13 protein-coding genes, 1 tRNA gene, 1 pseudogene and 1 riboswitch are annotated in these 16,524 nt (G+C 42.3%); of the genes and pseudogenes, 2 read left to right on the top strand and 13 right to left on the bottom strand.

The window, feature by feature from the left end; translation table 11 throughout:
- Positions 1 to 88: 88 nt before the first annotated feature.
- From ACTNEW_RS00245 to ACTNEW_RS00220, 6 genes and pseudogenes are all read right to left on the bottom strand, one after another.
- Positions 89 to 1,369 (bottom strand): glycoside hydrolase family 38 C-terminal domain-containing protein, encoded by a 1,281-nt coding sequence (locus ACTNEW_RS00245; protein ID WP_441058074.1) that lies wholly within the window; start codon positions 1,367 to 1,369, stop codon positions 89 to 91.
- Between the two features lie 111 nt (positions 1,370 to 1,480).
- A pseudogene (locus ACTNEW_RS00240) lies at positions 1,481 to 2,665 on the bottom strand (alpha-mannosidase); the annotation flags it as partial.
- Complete coding sequence (locus ACTNEW_RS00235) at positions 2,631 to 2,903, bottom strand: hypothetical protein (protein ID WP_441056619.1); 273 nt, start codon at positions 2,901 to 2,903, stop codon at positions 2,631 to 2,633. The pseudogene ACTNEW_RS00240 and the gene ACTNEW_RS00235, both read right to left, overlap by 35 nt.
- A gap of 21 nt (positions 2,904 to 2,924) precedes the next feature.
- Positions 2,925 to 3,989 carry a response regulator gene (locus tag ACTNEW_RS00230; protein ID WP_441056617.1) on the bottom strand — a complete coding sequence of 355 codons (1,065 nt, stop codon included), beginning with the start codon at positions 3,987 to 3,989 and terminating at the stop codon, positions 2,925 to 2,927.
- 2 nt (positions 3,990 to 3,991) lie between these two features.
- On the bottom strand, positions 3,992 to 4,765 hold the full coding sequence (locus ACTNEW_RS00225; protein WP_441056615.1) for a sensor histidine kinase: 774 nt from the start codon (positions 4,763 to 4,765) through the stop codon (positions 3,992 to 3,994).
- A 14-nt stretch (positions 4,766 to 4,779) separates the two neighbouring features.
- Complete coding sequence (locus ACTNEW_RS00220) at positions 4,780 to 5,268, bottom strand: hypothetical protein (RefSeq protein ID WP_441056613.1); 489 nt, start codon at positions 5,266 to 5,268, stop codon at positions 4,780 to 4,782.
- A gap of 438 nt (positions 5,269 to 5,706) precedes the next feature.
- On the opposite strand from ACTNEW_RS00220, the gene ACTNEW_RS00215 reads away from it, so the two are divergent.
- Entirely contained in the window at positions 5,707 to 6,987 is a 1,281-nt protein-coding gene (locus tag ACTNEW_RS00215; RefSeq protein WP_441056611.1) for an O-acetylhomoserine aminocarboxypropyltransferase/cysteine synthase family protein, read from the top strand.
- Positions 6,988 to 7,165: 178 nt separating this feature from the next.
- Here the strand turns inward: ACTNEW_RS00215 and ACTNEW_RS00210 are convergent, their stop codons facing one another.
- Positions 7,166 to 8,470 carry a 3D domain-containing protein gene (locus tag ACTNEW_RS00210; RefSeq protein WP_441056610.1) on the bottom strand — a complete coding sequence of 435 codons (1,305 nt, stop codon included), beginning with the start codon at positions 8,468 to 8,470 and terminating at the stop codon, positions 7,166 to 7,168.
- A 242-nt stretch (positions 8,471 to 8,712) separates the two neighbouring features.
- On the opposite strand from ACTNEW_RS00210, the gene ACTNEW_RS00205 reads away from it, so the two are divergent.
- Positions 8,713 to 8,785: transfer RNA gene (locus ACTNEW_RS00205), tRNA-Gly, on the top strand.
- A gap of 431 nt (positions 8,786 to 9,216) precedes the next feature.
- Here the strand turns inward: ACTNEW_RS00205 and ACTNEW_RS00200 are convergent.
- From ACTNEW_RS00200 to groL, 6 genes are all read right to left on the bottom strand, one after another.
- Entirely contained in the window at positions 9,217 to 10,401 is a 1,185-nt protein-coding gene (locus ACTNEW_RS00200; RefSeq protein ID WP_441056608.1) for a phosphoribosylaminoimidazolecarboxamide formyltransferase, read from the bottom strand.
- A 190-nt stretch (positions 10,402 to 10,591) separates the two neighbouring features.
- A complete protein-coding gene (locus ACTNEW_RS00195; RefSeq protein WP_441056606.1) occupies positions 10,592 to 11,305 on the bottom strand; it encodes an IMP cyclohydrolase in 714 nt (237 codons plus the stop codon).
- Positions 11,306 to 11,570: 265 nt separating this feature from the next.
- Positions 11,571 to 11,651, bottom strand: a riboswitch (ZMP/ZTP riboswitch).
- Positions 11,652 to 11,761: 110 nt separating this feature from the next.
- A complete protein-coding gene (locus ACTNEW_RS00190; protein ID WP_441056604.1) occupies positions 11,762 to 12,562 on the bottom strand; it encodes a peptidoglycan recognition protein family protein in 801 nt (266 codons plus the stop codon).
- Positions 12,563 to 12,620: 58 nt separating this feature from the next.
- Complete coding sequence (guaB, locus tag ACTNEW_RS00185) at positions 12,621 to 14,075, bottom strand: IMP dehydrogenase (protein ID WP_441056602.1); 1,455 nt, start codon at positions 14,073 to 14,075, stop codon at positions 12,621 to 12,623.
- 78 nt (positions 14,076 to 14,153) lie between these two features.
- Positions 14,154 to 14,657: a DUF6106 family protein gene (locus ACTNEW_RS00180; RefSeq protein ID WP_441056600.1), complete on the bottom strand. Its 504-nt coding sequence runs from the start codon at positions 14,655 to 14,657 to the stop codon at positions 14,154 to 14,156.
- Positions 14,658 to 14,837: 180 nt separating this feature from the next.
- Complete coding sequence (gene groL, locus ACTNEW_RS00175; protein ID WP_441056599.1) at positions 14,838 to 16,460, bottom strand: chaperonin GroEL; 1,623 nt, start codon at positions 16,458 to 16,460, stop codon at positions 14,838 to 14,840.
- Positions 16,461 to 16,524: the final 64 nt, after the last annotated feature.

The following is a 16,524-nucleotide window of genomic DNA, read 5'->3' as shown; positions in this document are numbered from 1 at the left end:
GTTCTCAATTCAAGAATGAATGTATCAAACAAGCATCGGATAAACGGTTTTTGAATTTTCGATGCCCAAATCACATAAGATGGATCAATCAAGCATAATATGAACACAATGCAAGGGTAACAATCTCGTAGGGTTTCATATGCAATGTTACACGATTCGTATTCTCTGCCAGAATCTTTTCTTCTTCCTCCAGCATATTGCATAAGGAAATTTTTTTATATTTTTCTGCAAATGTAATTTCCACAGTGGTTCTGCGGTTCCAGCATTCATACAATCGCACGATTTCTGCTCTTCCATCTTCGGAACATTTCAGCACTTCTGCAACCACATTTTCTGCATCTATATGGACAGCTCCGTATTGGAAAGGAAGTTTCCTGCTGATCGCTTCTCCGGTTTCTCCTGTTTTCTGCCGGATCACTACCGGGTTATTAACTTCATATGCTTCCCTTACAGTTCCTGCCTGCTGCCAGTTTCCTTTATGAGGAAAGACGGAATACACAAACTCATGATGACCTCTGTCAGCCTCAGGATTGGGATATCTTCCGCATTTCAGAAGTGTCAGCTCTACCTGAGAATCATAAACACTGACTCCATATTTGCAATCTGTGATAAAACTTACTCCATAATCATACTCCGCAAGATCCATCCACTTCTGGAAGCATACCTCAAAACGTGCCTGTTCCCAGGAATGATTTCTGGTCGTACTTCGTTTCACATTTCCGTACTGAATCTCATAGGTTGCCTCTCTGGCATTCATTTCCAGCGGGAACAATGCTTTCAAAAGAATCTGATCTTCTCTCCAGTCAATATCCGCATGAATATCAATTCTTGGCGAATCCGGATAAAAATAAACTACCTCTCTGATTTCTGAACTTAAATATTTCCATTTCAGTTCCAGAACACATCTCACCGATCCCTTCTCAATGACTTTTCTGGAAAGAAGCTCCTCTACCTCCCACTGTTTTTCACGATAATAATCAAAAATATTCCAGTTGTCGTAAATATGAGGCTTATCCTCATAAGTCATCAATACATTGGCACAGGTTCCTTCTTTCAGAAGTTCACGTTCTGCTGTTTTGTCATACCAGGAAGTAATCTGTCCCTTATCATTCCACCTCAAATGATAAAATGGAGTTTCCGTTTCTTCTTCCGTACAAAAAAATCTCCTGTCAAAAACACCTTCCAACTGTTTCTCGGAAAAACGATACGTCTTCCATCCTTTTGCAGGAATGTCTGCCACACGGAAAATTACTGTGTGATCTGTATTTCTCTGCAGTGGCCTGGTTTCCTGTGCAAGGTATCTCCGATAAGACAGCTTTCTTTCATATTTCTGATCCGGATCTGTTTCCACATCCTGAACACATCCCATTTCCGCCGGTATTCCTGTAACTTCCACCATGCCGTCCACAGGCAGACCGTTGGGGTTAAATACGACAACATCTCCCTTTTCCCCATCAATCATTGCCGTCAGCTTTTGCAGGGTATCTGATTGTATCTTATCCACAATGTGAAAAAGCTCCTCATACTGCCGGCGTGCATCTTCGTATACTTCAGAAACAGCTGAACCGGGCAGCACATCATGAAACTGATTTCTCATAAGAATTTCCCATGCTTCATACAGTTTTTCAGAAGGATAGGCTCCGCACCCGTTACGAGCTCCAATCACTGACCAGGTCTCTGCATTCAGCAGCGCAAATTCCCCTTTCCTGTTGGCGCGCTTCATCTCCGCCATAGAAGTATAAGTACCTCTGTGATATTCCAGATACAGTTCTCCTGACCATACAGGGAATTCCTTTTTTTCAGCAGTTTCATGAAGACGGGCAAAAAAATCACCGGCTTTCTCAAGCTTCACTCCGGGCGTTCCATAATTTCCCTTTTGGAGACGCAGTGCAGTTTCCACCATCCAGTCAGCCGTTCCGCCGCCTCCATCCCCATAACCATACGATATCAGCACATTATCGTTCAGCGCTTTCTGCTGATATCTCTGCCAGGCACCTTTCACCTGTGAAGGATGTGTAACGCCATTATAGTTTGTCGTAAATTCTGTGGTATGTTCATTTCCGGTCTGAATCAGTTTTCCATGATTATTATAATCTCTGGCGGTAATAAAGTGTGTCAGAATCCTCGTTCCGTCAATCCCTTCCCACCAGAAGCTGTCATATGGAATTTTATTCACTTCATTCCAGCTGATCTTGGTAGTCATAAAGCTCTCTATTCCGCATTTTTCCATAATCTGGGGCAATGCGGCCGAGTATCCAAACACATCCGGAAGCCACAGAATTTTATGATCCTGTCCAAACTCCTCTCTGAAAAATTATTTACCATACAAAAACTGCCTCACCAGAGATTCTCCGCTGGTCAGATTGCAGTCTGCCTCCACAAACATGCCGCCTTCCGTTTCCCAGCGTCCTTCCCGGACACGTTCCTTAATACGGCTGTACAATTCCGGCTGATTTTGTTTTACGTACTGATAAAGCTGCGCCTGACTGGACATGAACTGATACTCCGGATATTTTTCCATCAGACTTAATGCAGTGGAAAAGCTTCGTGCCGCTTTTTCCTGTGTAACCGCATAAGTCCACAGCCATGCTACATCAATATGGGTGTGACCGATACAAGAAACCACAATATCAGAAACCGGCAGTCTGGCAGTCTGCAATATCATAAATCCATTTTTTGTAAAATTTCTGCACATCCATTTTCGTCTTTTCCTTAAATTTTTTCGAAAAAGCCGAAACACTCTGCTGGTTGAAATCTGCCATATCCTCCAGGGAAAGATCTTCACTTAATTTTTCATCAATAAACCGGAAAAAATCCTGAAAATAGTCATCATTCAATTGATCCAACAGCTTCTCCCGGAATCTTTCCACACAGTGAATGGTCTTTTCCTTTAATTCATTCATTGTGGCAATCTTTTGCAAATCCTAATAGAAACTCACATTGCTGCTCCATTCCTGTATCGTTTCCTTGTCCCTTATATATGCTTTCAACACACTATAAATCAACATATTCACAGAACGGTTTAAATTTTCCTTTACTGTTTTCACAGAAACCCTCTCAGAAAAACACTGCTGAAGATATGCTGACAATTCCTGGCAAAAGATCTCCATACCGCCTTCGTCCAGAAGACTTTCATCCGAAAACATCATTCCTGGTACATGAGCTTTCCAGCAGATATCCTCTGCCCAGAATGTTGAGCTTTCCTCATCATAAAACCTCATCTCTGAAGCTTCTTCTGCCTGCCGATAACGCTCCGGTATCTCCTGAAGATCCGAAAATGCACTGCTGATACCCATATATACCTTTTTGTTCGTATAGAGAAAAAAATTCTGAACAATAATTTCAACATATTCTTTTAATAAATCTTTCCAGTTTTCCTGATTTTTTTCTGAGAACTGGAATACGATAAATGGACTTCTTTTATAAGATTCCAGCAGACAACCCATATGGTACTTTGCGATAATTTCTTCCAAAAGAAGCAATACCATTCTCTCATGTAATATGCCCTGATCTTCTTCCTTATCACCGGTCATTTTCATAACGCCGATCACTTTAGTCTTATTATCATCTTCCAGTTCTTTTTCAGTAGTCAGATTCAACGTTCTTCTCTGTTTTCTTGATATTTTTTCTATTACACCATCAAGTTCTCTGTCCAGATTTTCCTGACTGATATCACATTTCAACAGATAACTGTCTATCCCTAAAGATATCGCTTTCTGCGCATACTCAAAACTATCGTAGCAGCTCAGTATGATAATCCCCTGCGCAAGATGTTCCTCCTGAATCATCCGGGTAAATTCCAGACCATTGATTTCCGGCATTTCAATATCCGTAATCACTATATCGATTTCATGTTTTCTCAGAAAATCAATGGCATCCTGAGGCATTCCAAAATTTCCCTCAACAGAAATATCTTTACGATGCTCCAAAAGACTCTGAATACCTATTCTTGCCAGTATTTCATCATCCACAATTATCACTTTTACCATGCTCAACTCTCCTTAATGAAAGGCAGCTTATACATAACCTTTGTTCCTTCTCCCAAAACACTGTCCACTGTCATATAATACTCTTTTCCATACTCCAGTTGTATCATCTGTTCAATATTTTTCAGTCCAATATTCGTGTGATCACTGCCCGCTCCGCCACACTTTCTCCACGTATTCACATCAAAACCACACCCGTTATCTTCTACAATGATGGAAAGACAATCCTCTTTCTTTTTCACTGCCACAATAATTTTTCCTCCCTGTGCCATTCCACGGCGAAATCCATGTATAATGGCATTTTCTACCACTGTCTGTATCAGGAACTGAAAAATCCGACAATCTTTTGTGTCCTCTTCAATATCAAATATTATATTGAAATTCAAAAATCTCGGTTTTTGAATAACCACATACTGTTCTACCAGTTTGATTTCCTGTCTGACTGTATAATTTTCCTTTTCTCCTCCGGCGGCATTCATCAGGATATAGATTAATGCCTCTGTCAATTTCTGAATATTTTCCTGTTTATTGATCACTGCCAGCCATTTGATTGTATTCAGAGAGTTATAAATAAAATGAGGACGCAGCTGTGCACACAATGCCTGATATTTGAAGCTGTTCTTTTCTGTAATTTCTTTATTGTTACGAATGAGAAGTTCGTTAATTCGAAGAGTCATACTATTAAAATGCCTGAACAGGCTTTTCAATTCCCCTGCTTTTGGTTCGTCCATCCGGACCGTCATATTTCCGGCTGCAAACTGATCCATACATTTTTTCAAAACACTGATCGGCTTCAAAAACTGTTTCTGGAACAGATAATAAACCATAAACAGGAACAAACAGGAACAAACAGTAAAATACAGAAATTCCTGAGTACATAATAAAGAACTCCGATATTCTTCTGTTTTTTTCCATTCAAAATTCGGCCCATAACGAACATTTTCCGCTGATATCTGCCATAAAGATCATCTATTGCATACCATTTCGGACGGCCTCCGGCATCCACAATTTCCTGATAATAAGGCTCCATCGCTTTGTTCAGATCAGAATACTGAATAAGCCCATTACAATACTCCTGATCTCCGCTTTTAAGATAAGTAAATCGAATATCCTTGTAGGGATAACTGACTGCTCCCAGAGCATATTCTATGTATTCACGTGTCGCAGATCCATTTTCAAACATCTCCACGCATCCGTTATAATAAAGTCCCGTAGAGTTATCCCCATACATTTCAATAGCAGAATGAACCTGGCTGGAAATCGAAATCATAGTATCTTCCATCGTTCGTCCTGAATTATTTCCTGCATAGTCTTCCAATTTCGAATACGCAATACAAATCAAACTGATATATGGTAATATGATAAGCAAAAAGAAAAAACATAGCAATTTTATCCGAATATCAAATTTTTCCAATATTTTCTTCATATAATTCTTACCAGTCCTTTCTTTTTTTCTGTATTATCATATTTCTTTAGACCAATATACCAAAATTTCCTGTATTCAGCAAGAGACGATGGGAACGGAGTTTTCCGGCTTGAAAGCTACTTGTCCCATCTCCAAAGACGTTTGGGTATGAAAGTTTTCCTGCCTAATTCACTTCCCCCATCCCCGATATCAAACAATTAATATAGGAATTCTTGGATATCAACATTGTTTCGACTTTATTTTTGTGGTATGATTTCTGTATATTGATTAATTCAACAGAAAGGACACATGAAAATGAGTGACTTTAAATTAGAAACAAATTGTCTTCATGCGGGCTACACTCCATCCAAGGGAGAACCCTGCGCACTTCCCATTTATCAGAGCACTACCTTTAAATATGACACCACCGATGAAATGGGACAGCTTTTCGACTTAAAAGCCGATGGTTATTTTTATACACGTCTTCAGAATCCTACCAACGATGCTGTCGCAGCCAAAATCGCAGCTCTTGAGGGCGGTGTCGCTGCTATTCTTACCTCTTCCGGACAGGCAGCCAATTTTTATGCCGTTTTCAATATCTGCGAAGCAGGCGATCATATCGTAGCAGCTTCCACGATTTATGGAGGAACCTTCAACCTTCTTGGAGTAACTTTCAAGAAACTGGGAATTGACTGTACATTTGTGGATACTGACGCCAGTGCGGAAGAAATCGCAGCCGCATTCCGTCCTAACACCAAGGTACTTTTTGCAGAAACCATTGCCAATCCGGCACTCGTTGTACTTGACATTGAAAAATTTGCCAAAGTTGCTCATGAACATGACGTACCGCTCATCGTGGATAACACCTTTGCCACTCCGGTCAACTGCCGTCCTTTTGAATGGGGTGCAGATATCGTCACCCATTCCACCACCAAGTACATGGATGGACATGGTCTTCAGGTAGGCGGTGCGATCATAGACAGCGGAAACTTTAACTGGGATGCTTACGGTCATAAATATCACGGACTGACAGAGCCGGACGAATCCTACCACGGAGTTGTTTATACAAAACAGTTCGGGAAAAAAGCATATATTACCAAAGCCACCTCGCAGCTGATGCGTGACCTTGGTTCCATTCCTTCTCCGATGAACTGCTTCCTTCTGAACATCGGTCTGGAAACCCTTCCGCTCCGTATGGAACGTCATTGTTCCAATGCACAGAAAGTTGCGGAATTCCTGAATTCCCACGAAAAAGTATCTTCTGTAAACTTTGCAGGTCTTCCGGAAGATAAGTATCATGATCTTGCACAGAAATACATGCCGAACGGAACCTGCGGTGTCATTTCTTTCGAACTGAAAGGCGGCCGTGATGCGGCAGTCCGCTTCATGGACAGTCTGGAAATGGCTAATATTGCCACTCACGTTGCAGCATCCAAGACCATGGTTCTTCATCCGGCAAGCCATACCCATCGCCAGATGAATGATGAACAGCTGGCAGAAGCAGGCGTTTCCCCGGGAATGATCCGACTTTCTATTGGTATCGAACATATCGATGACATCATTGCCGATCTGTCCAAAGCACTGGAAAATGCATAACAACGACATCACGTACATGACAAACTCTGCCATTATAAAAAGCTTGCAGACTGTGATATTTCCTTTTACAGCCCGCAAGCTTTTCTTATTCTGAAACATTCGCTTCCATCATGAAATTACATCCTTTTTCTATATCAAATACTTGTTACTCAAGTATATCCTTTTCCCCATATCCGCATTACTGAATTGCATATACTTCTGTATAATATACCCCTTTCTGCATTGCCTCCGCATGACTGGCGACGTAAACATCAATACAATTCCTCTTGATTGCTCCGCCGCAGTCCTCTGCTGTATATACCTGACCATTGATCACAACCTTCGTTCCATAGGCGATCTGGGTAGGGTCTACGGCAATCGTATGATTGGTAACGGCTGTTACGCCGGTTGACGTGATTCCATCCGTCCACGGGCCACAGCAAATACTGCAGGGACAGTAATGCGTCACTCTGAATGTGCCAAGAGAAACGAGAGAGGCATCCGATGAGACAGAAACCGGTGAACCAATCTTCACGCCAACCTCCGATACCGTGGATTCTTCATCCGACACTTCTTTTACTCCCTCTACTGCTTCTGAAAACACGCCGTCTCCCTCACTGGCATGAAGTGTTCCGGCTTCCTCACTTTCCGCATCTGCACTTGCAACAACAGTAATCTGGTCATCCTGTCCATCCAGAGAACTGGTCGGAAGATAACCAATCTGTTCATTTCCCTCTTCATCTTCATAAAGAATCCTGCTCCACACGCCATTCACGGTGGCAGTTCTAGATAGCTCATCATATTCCAGGGCTTCTCCGATGGTTTCTCCATCTTTGATACTCGGATAATCCAGAATATCCGTATCCTCTGCAACCGTCACGGTATCTTCCGTCTTCGTCATTAGATTACGATCACTGAGAATGTCTGTCTGTACATAACCGATCACCGTCTGCCCTTCTTCATCCTGGAAAACCACCTTGCTCCAACCGTTGCTGCACACTGCTGCCTGTGTAAGCTTCGTACCAAGCAGGACTGTAACGAGTTCTTCTCCCGTATCTCCCGGAACAGAGCGAATCACAGTCTCCCGGGCTGTGACATAAAGGATATCTTCATATTCTACGGTATTGACTGCTTCCCCCTCTCCGTCACCGATCTCATAGTATCTCGGTGTTTCCCCAAGTTCTTCATAAGCAGCCTTTACCCCTGCAAAATCCAACACCTCCGCAGAAACCACTGCAGCCTGATTCAGAAGCATTCCACAGCTGATTGCCGCACAGCACCAGATCTTCCTGTAATTCTTTCTGTGAATCTTGCTGTAATTCCCGCTGTAATTTTCGGAGTAATCCTTACCGTAATCCTTGCTGCCATTTTTTCTGCATGTATATGCATACTTATGTTCCTGTTTCTTTCCCGTTAAAAACATATATTCCTTCTCTTTATTATCATATTCATTCTTATATTTTTTCGCATATTCGTTCTCATATTTTTTTCTATATCTTCGCATAACGCTCTACCCAATCTCTCTGTCAGAAAACAATTTTCAGGTACTCTCTAAAACGCCTATCACTTCCGGTGTGTTCCCCTATCATAGCACAACATACTTTTATTTTCAATTTCGCAGGATATATTTAGATTTTTTTAAGAAATAAAAAAAATCAAAAAATTTCAAAAAAACATTTGACAAAGCATCAAACCTGTAGTATAGTATATCTTGTCGCTGAGGTAAACACCTCGCAGATAAGATATGCGATAGTGGCGTAGTTGGTAACGCGCGACCTTGCCAAGGTCGAGACCGCGGGTTCGAGCCCCGTCTATCGCTCTCCAACCCCTTGATGATTCAAGGGATTTTTTATGTTCATTTATGGTATTCTACATCAAAAACCATTCTTTCCATATATAATGATAACTTATTTTATACAATACTAATCAGTGGCATCTGCATCGAAAATAACATATTCCGTTTTTCCGATGTTCCATTCCTTGGCAAATCAGAAATATCAGCATCGGAAATAGCAAAATCCGTTTTTTCGATGCTGAATCATTCAGCAGAATGTGTTCGTGGATTTATTCCCGGCACTTACACTTGTTTTTTTCCACAAAATATGAACTATCATCTTTTGATATAAAAATCCGGGACTGACGAATGATTTTCTCATCCGCCAGTCCCGGCATAACGGGATATTCTAAATTTTCTGTGTTATTAATAATTAGTACAGAACGTGGGAATCCGATATTCCTGCCTGAATCATCTTAATGATGGAACAAACGAATTCCTGTAAATGCCATCACCATGCCATATTTGTTGCATGTCTCAATTACTGCATCATCACGAACAGAGCCGCCCGGCTCTGCGATATATTTCACACCGCTCTTATGCGCACGTTCAATATTGTCGCTGAACGGGAAGAATGCGTCCGATCCCAGTGTCACGTCAGTCATCTGATCAAGCCATGCTCTCTTTTCTTCACGTGTGAACACTTCCGGTTTCTCTGTAAAGGTTCTCTCCCACTGTCCGTCAGCCAGAACATCCATGTACTCTTCACCGATATAAACATCGATTGCATTATCACGCTCTGCACGTGTGATAGAATCCTTGAATGGCAGATTCAGAACCTTCGGACACTGACGAAGGAACCAGTTGTCTGCTTTCTGTCCTGCAAGTCTGGTGCAGTGAACACGAGACTGCTGTCCTGCTCCGACACCGATAGCCTGTCCGTCTTTTACAAAGCAGACAGAGTTTGACTGTGTATATTTCAGGATGATCAGAGATATTTTCAGATCACGTTTTGCTTCTTCAGTCAGTTCTTTGTTTTCGGTAACAATATTGGAAATCAGAGCATCATCAATCTGAAGCTCCTGACGCCCCTGCTCAAATGTAACACCAAATACTTCTTTATGTTCCAGCGGAGCCGGTACATAATCCGGATCAATCTGAATCACGTTGTAATTGCCCTTTTTCTTCTGGCTGAGGATTTCCAGTGCTTCTTCTGTGTATCCAGGAGCAATTACACCATCAGAAACCTCTCTCTTGATCAGCATTGCTGTGTCTTTGTCACAGACATCAGAAAGAGAAATAAAATCACCAAAAGAAGACATACGGTCTGCACCTCTTGCTCTTGCATATGCACAGGCAATCGGAGAAAAGTTTTTCCAGTCCATATCGTCCACCCAGTAAATCTTTGCCAGAGTTTCTGTCAGTGGAAGGCCTACTGCCGCACCTGCAGGAGATACATGTTTAAAAGAAGTTGCTGCCGGAAGTCCGGTTGCCTTTTTCAGGTCACGAACCAGCTGCCAGCCATTAAACGCATCCAGGAAATTGATGTATCCCGGTTTTCCGCTGATCACTTTGATCGGAAGTTCTCCTCCGTCTGCCAGATAAATTCTGGATGGTTTCTGATTAGGGTTGCATCCGTATTTCAGTTCAAGTTCTTTCATGGGTATTATCCTCCATTTTTACTAGAGTGTGTTTAAAATTGCTTTCCGACAGATGTGCGCCACAATTTTAAACCAATATTACTGTGTATTTTGTTCACTGACTAACAAACCGATATCTCCTCACCAGTGAAGCACAGTTCTTATTTATTGTTTGTTTTGTCTATCGCTTGTTTCGATCTATTGTTTGTTCCTATTTATTCTTGTTCACAATCTTTGTTTCATAAGCACCGGTTGCAATATCGATATATCTTACAAAAAGAGAGACTTTGTTGTCTTCATTGAGACTGTTCCAGAGCATCTCTGTAAAAGCTTCCATATCATCCGGAATAGCTACCAGTTTCGGTTCACCTTCAAAGCTCGGAAGCGGATTGCCGTCACATTTGTAGGTATGAATGAAATGACCTTCCCCTGCTGCTGCATTTTCATACGCGAAGGTATAACGATTGCAGGATTCCGGATTTCCATTATTGCTCTTTAAAATAGACATTGCATAGCTGTATTTGCCGTTTTCCACATGCATCACACCGGAAATACGAGGTGTATAGTTCGGACCATCCGGCTCAAATTCTCTGCTTCTTAAGGACTGTTCAAAAGTAAGTTGCCTGTCCATTCCTTCATAAATGGTATCTGTCTGATCTCCGTTGGTTACAATCGTCTTGTTGCCCAGAACGCGCACCGGTGCATAAATAATAAGACTTGGATCTGTAAGCTTTGACGGATCAAATGCCTGAGTACGAATGCCTTCTCCATCTTCAACAAATACGCGGTTTCTGCTGTTCTCGCTTCTGCCCATGATAAAATAAGCTGTCACTGCCTTGCTTCCGTCCGCAGAACGTCCGATTACAATTCCTCTTCCGGGATAGGAATTTTCTTTTAATTCTTTTTCCAGTGATAACATTTCCATAATCTGATCTCCTTTTTATCATCCATGTTATTTTGCCTCAGTGTGCCTGTCCAGGGGTTATTTCTATATGCTGAAAACGATGTTCCAATTATATGAATGCTCCAAAAAGCATTTCATCTCACAGAAAAATAACCTTCATATGCAATCTGCTTTAGCAATATATTTCCTCTCCGCTGCAGTGCGATCCCGCCCGGAGGGCTTCTTTATATTACAGGAAAATGCGGAGCACTTTCCTGTAATATAAAAAAACGCCTGGGTAACCCTCAAAGGCTGCCCAGGCGGTCGGCACGATACTTCACTGCACTCCCTGTAGGTATTCCTACTTCCGCCAGTCATGCAGTCATCGTATTCATAGTACACTACTTTATGTAATTTTTCAAGGGCACAAAGAAGAAATTTTCACGGTAGTTTTTCCTGATATCTTGTCGAATTTTGCCAAAACCACGGAATCTTCCTCTACTGATAACGAAGATTCTCCTGTAGTACATAATCTTCCTGTATCTGCGAAGCAATATCCGCTTTCATCCGAATCCATGCATCCGGGTTCTCCACATAATATTTCGGACAGTTCTTCCCCGTAACATCATAATGCCGGATCACATTCTCTTCCGTCAGTCCAAAGCGCGTACAAAGCCATGCAGCAAGCTTCACAACCGACTGATAAGTTGCATCCTGAAACATACCTGTTTCATCCATATGGCAGCATTCAATCGAAACCGTATCTACATTTCTGGAATTCGTTGCATAGGACATCTCGGAAGTCGGAATACACTGAATTACCTCTCCCTCCAGACCCACTACAAAATGGCTGCTGACCTTCGTTTCATGAGTAGAGGCCAGATTTTCAAAATAATCTCTGTTCGCCTGTGCAGTTGCCCCGGGATTGGCTGTATAATGAATCGCAATATACTTCACCTGTTCGATTGCGATCTGCGGTCTGGAGTATTCATTGGGCGTCAAAAGCTGGACATCTATATAAGGTGCCCCCTCCTTCTGCCACTGCTGCGGACCTCCTCCGGAGTTTTCCCCGGAAGACACCTCGCTTCTTCTCGCAGCTTCTTCCTCTCCTGCATACCGGAGAGCCGAAATTCCCAGATAGAGCATTCCTGCAAAACCAATCAGGCAAAGGATAAAAATCAGCACATGACGGTTTCTGATCTGCTTTCTGGTAAGTTTTTTCTTCTTAACAGCAGAAGACCTGCGCTTAGCGGCAGGTCTTGCTGATTTTGTTCTTTTTCTGGTTTTCTTCTGTGCCATTTCAACAAAATAATTATATAACCGTAAATTTTATAAACAGTTACCATCCATAATAAAATCACTCATCTACACTGTAGTTCGGTGCTTCTTTCGTGATATGGATGTCATGCGGATGAGACTCTTTCAGAGATGCGGCAGAAATCTTCACGAATTTGCCTGTTGTCTTGAGCGTTTCAATATCCTTTGCTCCACAATATCCCATACCGGAACGGAGACCGCCCATTAACTGGAATACAGTATCTTCTACCTGTCCCTTGTAAGCAACACGGCCTTCCACACCTTCCGGAACAAGTTTCTTCGCATTCTCCTGGAAATAACGGTCTTTGCTTCCGTTCTCCATAGCTGCAATGGATCCCATTCCACGGTAAACTTTGTATTTTCTTCCCTGGAATAATTCGAATGTTCCCGGACTCTCATCACATCCTGCGAACATACTTCCCATCATACATACATTGGCACCTGCTGCGATTGCCTTAGTAATGTCTCCGGAATATTTGATACCGCCATCTGCGATGATCGGAATACCAAAACGGTTAGCCACTTCATAACAGTCCATAACAGCTGTAATCTGCGGAACACCGATACCTGCAACAACACGTGTAGTACAGATAGAACCAGGTCCGATACCAACCTTGACAGCATCTGCACCTGCATCGATCAGAGCCTTGGTAGCTGCACCTGTAGCTACATTACCTGCAATGACCTGAAGATCCGGATAAGCATCTTTGATCTGACGTACAGCTCTCAGAATATTCTCGGAATGACCATGAGCAGAATCGACAACAACCACATCCACGTTCGCTTTTACCAGTGCATCAACACGCGCAAGCACGTTGGATGTAATTCCGACTGCAGCACCACAGAGAAGACGTCCCTGAGCATCTTTGGCAGCCAGCGGATATTTGATCTGCTTCTCAATATCTTTGATTGTGATCAGACCTTTTAAATTAAAATTTTCATCTACAATGGGTAATTTTTCCTTGCGGGATTTTGCAAGAATCTGTTTCGCTTCTTCCAGAGTGATGCCTTCCTGTGCGGTTACAAGCCCCTCAGAAGTCATACATTCTTTAATTTTCTTGGAAAAATCGGTTTCGAATTTCAGATCGCGGTTGGTAATAATACCTACCAGCTTCCGTCCCTCTGTGATCGGAACACCGGAGATACGGTATTTTGCCATTAAATCATTGGCATCTTTCAATGTATGTTCTGCGGATAAGAAAAATGGGTCTGTGATAACTCCATTTTCGGAACGTTTCACCTTGTCTACTTCGTCTGCCTGAGCTTCGATGGACATATTCTTATGAATAATACCAATACCGCCCTGTCTGGCCATGGCAATTGCCATGCGATGTTCTGTAACTGTATCCATTCCGGCACTCATTAACGGAATGTTCAGTTTCACTTTTTTCGTCAAATACGTTGTGACATCTACCTGATTCGGAATGACATTTGAATACGCCGGAACTAACAGGACGTCGTCAAAAGTAATGCCTTCACCAATGATAGTACCCATTGCATTTCCTCCCTTGTGCTATATATAAAATTATTTTTCTGAGTTTGTCCTCTAGTGTAACAAAAATACGCAGGAGTGTCAATCCAAAAAAACTTTGCTTGGTGCTGAATTTTTGATAGATAATGCCATTTTTTCATCCGGCTCAATGATTACTCTGCATGATTCTGTTCCGACTCTGGTAATCATAGCAAAACGTTTGTGCTCCGGATTTCCGGAAGAAAAATCCATGGTCTTCATTTTCTGATTGCCGTTGTAATAATCCATTCTGTGGGAATTTACAGGTGCGATCAGATCTGCCTGTGCAACATCCAGACTGATTACTTTTTTTCTTTTGGTTTTTGCCATGACTTTATCAATATCCAGTTCTCCGTTTACGAACAGATACTCAAATTCCAGATCTGTTGACGGAATAATAAAGTAACATGCAATACCCAGTGCAAGTGCCACCAGAAGCAGCAGGGGACTGATAAATAAACCACCGAAAACAAAAACAGCAGTCAGAAAGATCAGACCGAACTTCTTGACTCTGTCCATGGCCGTGGTTTCTTTTTTTACCAGTAATTCATAATACAAATCACTCATTTCTTCATCTCCTTGTTTTTCTTCAATATACATCGTTCGCATGCATATTTCACAGTCTATATGCATTATAGCATAAAACGGAACCAGCGTCTACGACACTGATTCCGTTATTTTGATGAACTTTACAAAGTAAAATCGTTACTGTGAACAGAATGAACCGTAACAGAAAATCTCTGTTTATTACATCATGCCCATTCCCGGATTTCCAGCCGGAGCTGCTGGTGCATCTTCTTTGATGATACCTACAACAGATTCTGTTGTCAGGAGGGTAGATGCAACACTGGTAGCATTCTGAAGAGCACTTCTGGTAACTTTGGCCGGATCCAGAATACCTTCTTTTACCATATCTACATATTTCTCATTGAGCGCATCAAAACCGATACCTACTTCGGATTCTCTTACTTTATTGATGATGACAGCGCCTTCCAGACCTGCATTTGCTGAAATGTGGAACAGAGGAGCTTCCAATGCTTTCAGAATGATGTTTGCACCAGTCTTTTCGTCACCTTCCAGAGTTGCTGCAAGTTTTGCAACTTCTTTGGATGCATGGATGTATGCGGAACCGCCGCCTGCAATAATTCCTTCCTCCACTGCTGCTCTTGTAGCTGCAAGTGCATCTTCCAGACGAAGTTTTGCTTCTTTCATTTCGGTTTCTGTTGCAGCACCAACACGGATTACTGCTACGCCGCCTGCCAGTTTTGCAAGTCTTTCCTGTAATTTTTCTTTATCAAATTCAGATTTTGTTTCTTCGATCTGTGCACGGATCTGAGCAACACGGTTTGCAATTTCTTCTTTGTCTCCGCAGCCATCTACGATAACTGTGGATTCTTTTGCAACTTTTACAGATTTCGCACGGCCAAGCTGAGCCATGGTTGCATCTTTCAGGTCAAGACCGAGTTCATCGGAAATCACCTGTCCGCCTGTCAGAATTGCGATATCACGAAGCATATCTTTTCTTCTGTCGCCATATCCCGGAGCTTTGACAGCAACTACCTGGAAGGTTCCTCTTAATTTGTTAACAATCAGAGTGGTAAGAGCTTCGCCTTCCACATCTTCTGCGATGATCAGAAGTTTTGCGCCTGCCTGCACGATCTGCTCCAGAAGAGGAAGGATTTCCTGAATATTGCTGATCTTCTTGTCTGTGATCAGGATGTACGGATCCTGCAGATCTGCTTCCATCTTTTCCATATCTGTGGACATGTATGCGGAAATATATCCACGGTCAAACTGCATACCTTCTACCAGATCAAGTTCTGTATGCATGGTCTTGGATTCTTCTACTGTGATAACGCCGTCATTGGAAACTTTTTCCATAGCGTCTGCAACAAGCTGTCCAACGGTCTCATCACTTGCGGAAATAGATGCAACGTTTGCGATCTGTTTCTTGCCGCTGATTTTCTGGCTCATGTTTTTGATCGCCTCTACAGCTGTTTCCGTTGCTTTTTTCATACCTTTTCTTAAGATGATCGGATTTGCACCTGCTGCCAGGTTCTTCATCCCTTCATTTACCATTGCCTGCGCAAGTACTGTTGCGGTTGTAGTACCGTCACCTGCTACATCATTTGTCTTGGATGCTACTTCTTTGATCAGCTGTGCGCCCATATTTTCAAATGCGTCTGCAAGCTCGATTTCTTTTGCGATGGTAACACCGTCATTGGTAATAAGAGGAGCGCCGTATGGTTTGTCAAGAACAACGTTTCTTCCTTTCGGTCCAAGTGTCACTCTTACTGTATCTGCTAACTGGTTCACACCGCTTTCCAGTGCGGCTCTTGCTTCTGCTCCGAATTTAATTTCTTTTGCCATGATAATTCAGTCCTCCTGTTTTCTATTCATTTAAACGGAAACGTCTGTCACACAGACATTCCTT

The organism is Blautia sp. HCP3S3_G3, from assembly GCF_052063365.1.
Lineage (GTDB): Bacteria > Bacillota > Clostridia > Lachnospirales > Lachnospiraceae > Blautia_A.
This window is presented reverse-complemented; position numbering and strand designations above follow the sequence as displayed.